Genomic DNA, 3,057 nt, shown 5'->3' with positions numbered 1-3,057 from the left:
CGCCATTGTTCGTCAGGATGCTAGACATATTCTTGCCCTTGCTGTTCGAAAGCGCATTTTGGCGCCGGTTTCATTTGCCGCGATCGGCTTTGCTGACGTCGTTCTGACGGATGCAGGCCTTGGTATCGGTCTGCGCCACCGCTTCAGGTGCGCCGCCAACCTCACCGCTGCGGATGAACAGAAGGCTAAAACCCTCTTCTTGCTTGCCTATAATTTGTCTGAAACCGGAAATGTTGTTGAAGCAAGGGGTAGGACAAAGGGGCCAAAAACGAGGAAACCCGGCACACAGGCACCGGGTCTCATGAGATGAGGCATCACCAAACGCCGCCTTACCACCTTGATTTCAATTCAAAAATCAAGAATTACGCTGAGCCGTCAGTCCAGGTACGCGCGGATCGCTGCCTCTGTTCCTTCGGCCCAGACCCGGGCCAGCGCCTCGGCAAAAGCCGCCGCGAAACCCGCGTCATCTGCCAGCGCGCCATAAAACTGTCGCTGGTCCAGCCAGGCCTGCGGCCTGTCTTTCGCGGCGCGCGCCGCCAGCACCAGGTCGCCCCAGACCGGATCATTGGGCACGATCTCCGACCCGTCCTCGCGGGTGCCGGCACACATCCTGGCCCAAAGCGCCTGCGACAGGGCCAGCCCGGCAAGGGGCGTACCCGCCGCCACCGCGTCGCGGATCACCGGAAGGACCGCGCCGGTATGACGCGACGAGCCATCAAAGGCCACGCGGCGCACGGTGTCGGCGATCTTCGGGTTGGAAAACCGCGTATCGATCAGGTCGACATAGGCCTCCGGCGTCATTCCCGGAACCGGATGCACATGCGGCGCCATTTCCTCCAACGCCACCTTGCGGAACAGGCCCCGGATCAGCGGGTGGGCCATCGTGTCGTGGATCGTCTCGATCCCCAGGATCTCGGCCGGATCGGCAATCACCTGGTGGCCGCCGTTCAGGATGCGCAGCTTCATCGCCTCATAGGCGTGCACATCGTCCGACATGGTCGCCCCCACCTCTTCCCAGGGCGGACGCCCGGCGCAAAAGCGATCCTCGATCACCCATTGGCGGAAATTCTCATGGGTGACGGGCACGGCGTCGTCGATGCCGAAATCCCGCACCAGCGCCAGTTCGCGCGGGCCGGTCGCCGGGACGATGCAATCCACCATCGAGTTGGGAAAGCTGCATTCCGCTGCGATCCAGTCGGCCAGCGCCGGATCCGCGAGGCGGGCAAGGCCCAGGATGACCTCCTCCAGCTTGGTCCCGTTGCCGGGAAGATTGTCGCAGCTCTGGCAAGTGAACGGACCGGCGCCGCTGTCGCGACGGCACCTCAATGCGGCGATCATGGCGCCAAAGGCGGTGCGCGGCGCATCCAGGTTGGCGGCGTCATAGCGCATGTCGGGGTGCGCAGGATCAAAGGCCTTTGTCGCCGGATCCAGGTAGTACCCGCCTTCGGTAACGGTCAGCGCGACAATCCGGATCGCCGGATCGGCCATGCGCTCGATCAGGGGGCCGTTGCCCTTGACGATGGGCACATAGTCGATCATCGAGCCGACCACCTCGGCCGACGTCCCCTTGGGGTCCAGCTCGATCAGCGTGGTCAGGTAATCCTGCTCTGCCATCTTCAACCGCTGCGCCTCATCGTAGGGGCGGACACCCGCCCCTACGATGGCCCAGTCTTGCGCCATGCCCTGTTGCATCAACCGGTGCAGATACCAGGCCTGGTGCGCCCGGTGAAAGTTGCCCAGACCGATATGCACGATCCCGGGCGTCAGCGCGTCACGGTCGTAGGTGGGCGCGGACACACCCCCAGGCAAGTCCACCAATGTCGCGTTGCTCAGTTTGACAAGGCTCCCGGTCATCAGCTCATCCAGTTCCCGCCATCGACATTCAGGCATTGCGCGGTGATGTAGCGGGCCTCGTCTGAGGCGAGGAAAACGCAGGGGTCGGCCACCTCTTCGGGTGTCCCCATATGGCCCAGCGGCACCGCCTCGCCCACTTCGCGTTTCTTCTGGCCCCTAGGCTTGTTCTCGTATTCGGCGAACAGCCCGTCGACGACCTCCCACATGGGGGTGTCGATGACGCCGGGCGCGATGGCGTTGACCCGGATGCCGTCCCCGGCCAGTTCCAGCGCCAGCGACTGCGTGACCGAGATCACCGCCGCCTTGGTGGCACAGTAGACGGCGATGTTCGGCTCTCCCCGGCGTCCGGCCTGCGAGGAAAAGTTGATGATCGCCCCGCCACCGCGTGCCTTCATCCCCGGCACAACGGCCTGAATCGCAAAGAGCGTGCCGCCGACGTTGACGTCGAACTGGCGGCGATAGTCCTCTGGGGTGATCCGGTCGATCGAGGCCATGTTGAAGACACCGGCGTTGTTCACCAGCACGTCGATCACGCCCCATTCGGCCTCGACCTGTGCAACCCCCTTGGCGATGGAGGCTGGATCGGTCACGTCCATGCCCAGCGCCATGCCGGCATCGCCCAGCGTCGCGGCACAATCGCGGGCCTCGTCCGCCATCAGGTCGGCCACGGCGACCCGCGCCCCCTCGCGCGCATAGGCCTGGCAGATTGCGCGGCCGATGCCGCGCGCGCCGCCGGTGACCAGCGCCACCTTTCCCGTCAGCCGTGTCATTGGATGCGCAGCCCCTCGGCATCAAAGCGGTGCAGGTGATCCAGGTTCGGGTTCAGAAAGACCGTGTCGCCGTGATGCACCGGGATTTCCCCCCCCACGCGGACGGTCATCGGATCGCAGCCCGGTACGCCGTGGACATGGATGAAAGTGTCGGACCCCAGGTGTTCGGCCACGCCAACCTTGCCCTGCCACAGTCCCTCGGAGGTCGAGACCTCGATATGTTCGGGACGGATACCGATGGTCTGCGCGTCGTGCTTGGCCGCCTCGGGGCCTTCGATGAAATTCATCTTGGGTGAGCCGATGAAACCAGCGACGAACTTGTTGCGGGGGCTGCGGTACAGTTCCAGAGGGCTGCCCACCTGCTCGATCACGCCCGCCTGCAGGACCACGATCTTGTCGGCCATCGTCATCGCCTCGACCTGGTCGTGGGTGA

General features: G+C 64.4%; 4 protein-coding genes. 1 reads left to right on the top strand and 3 read right to left on the bottom strand.

Annotation, left to right across the window (positions count from 1 at the left end):
- Positions 1–310: hypothetical protein (locus tag PVW46_RS14275; protein ID WP_274576329.1), on the top strand; the 310-nt coding region annotated here is incomplete at its 5' end.
- A gap of 65 nt (positions 311–375) precedes the next feature.
- On the opposite strand, the gene PVW46_RS14270 is transcribed toward PVW46_RS14275, so the two are convergent.
- The 3 genes from PVW46_RS14270 to PVW46_RS14260 all read right to left on the bottom strand — a co-directional run.
- Positions 376–1,854 (bottom strand): mannitol dehydrogenase family protein, encoded by a 1,479-nt coding sequence (locus PVW46_RS14270; protein ID WP_069210898.1) that lies wholly within the window; start codon positions 1,852–1,854, stop codon positions 376–378.
- Positions 1,854–2,624, bottom strand: coding sequence for an L-iditol 2-dehydrogenase (locus PVW46_RS14265; protein ID WP_069210897.1), 771 nt, complete (start codon positions 2,622–2,624; stop codon positions 1,854–1,856). Before PVW46_RS14265 ends, PVW46_RS14270 begins: the two co-directional genes overlap by 1 nt.
- The coding region (locus tag PVW46_RS14260) for a TOBE domain-containing protein (protein ID WP_274576325.1) at positions 2,621–3,057 on the bottom strand (437 nt) is incomplete at its 5' end. The genes PVW46_RS14265 and PVW46_RS14260, both read right to left, overlap by 4 nt.

This window comes from Mameliella sp. AT18 (assembly GCF_028807275.1).
GTDB lineage: Bacteria > Pseudomonadota > Alphaproteobacteria > Rhodobacterales > Rhodobacteraceae > Antarctobacter > Antarctobacter albus.
Note: the sequence above shows the minus strand (reverse complement) of the source record. Positions and strands in the feature narration are given on the sequence as shown.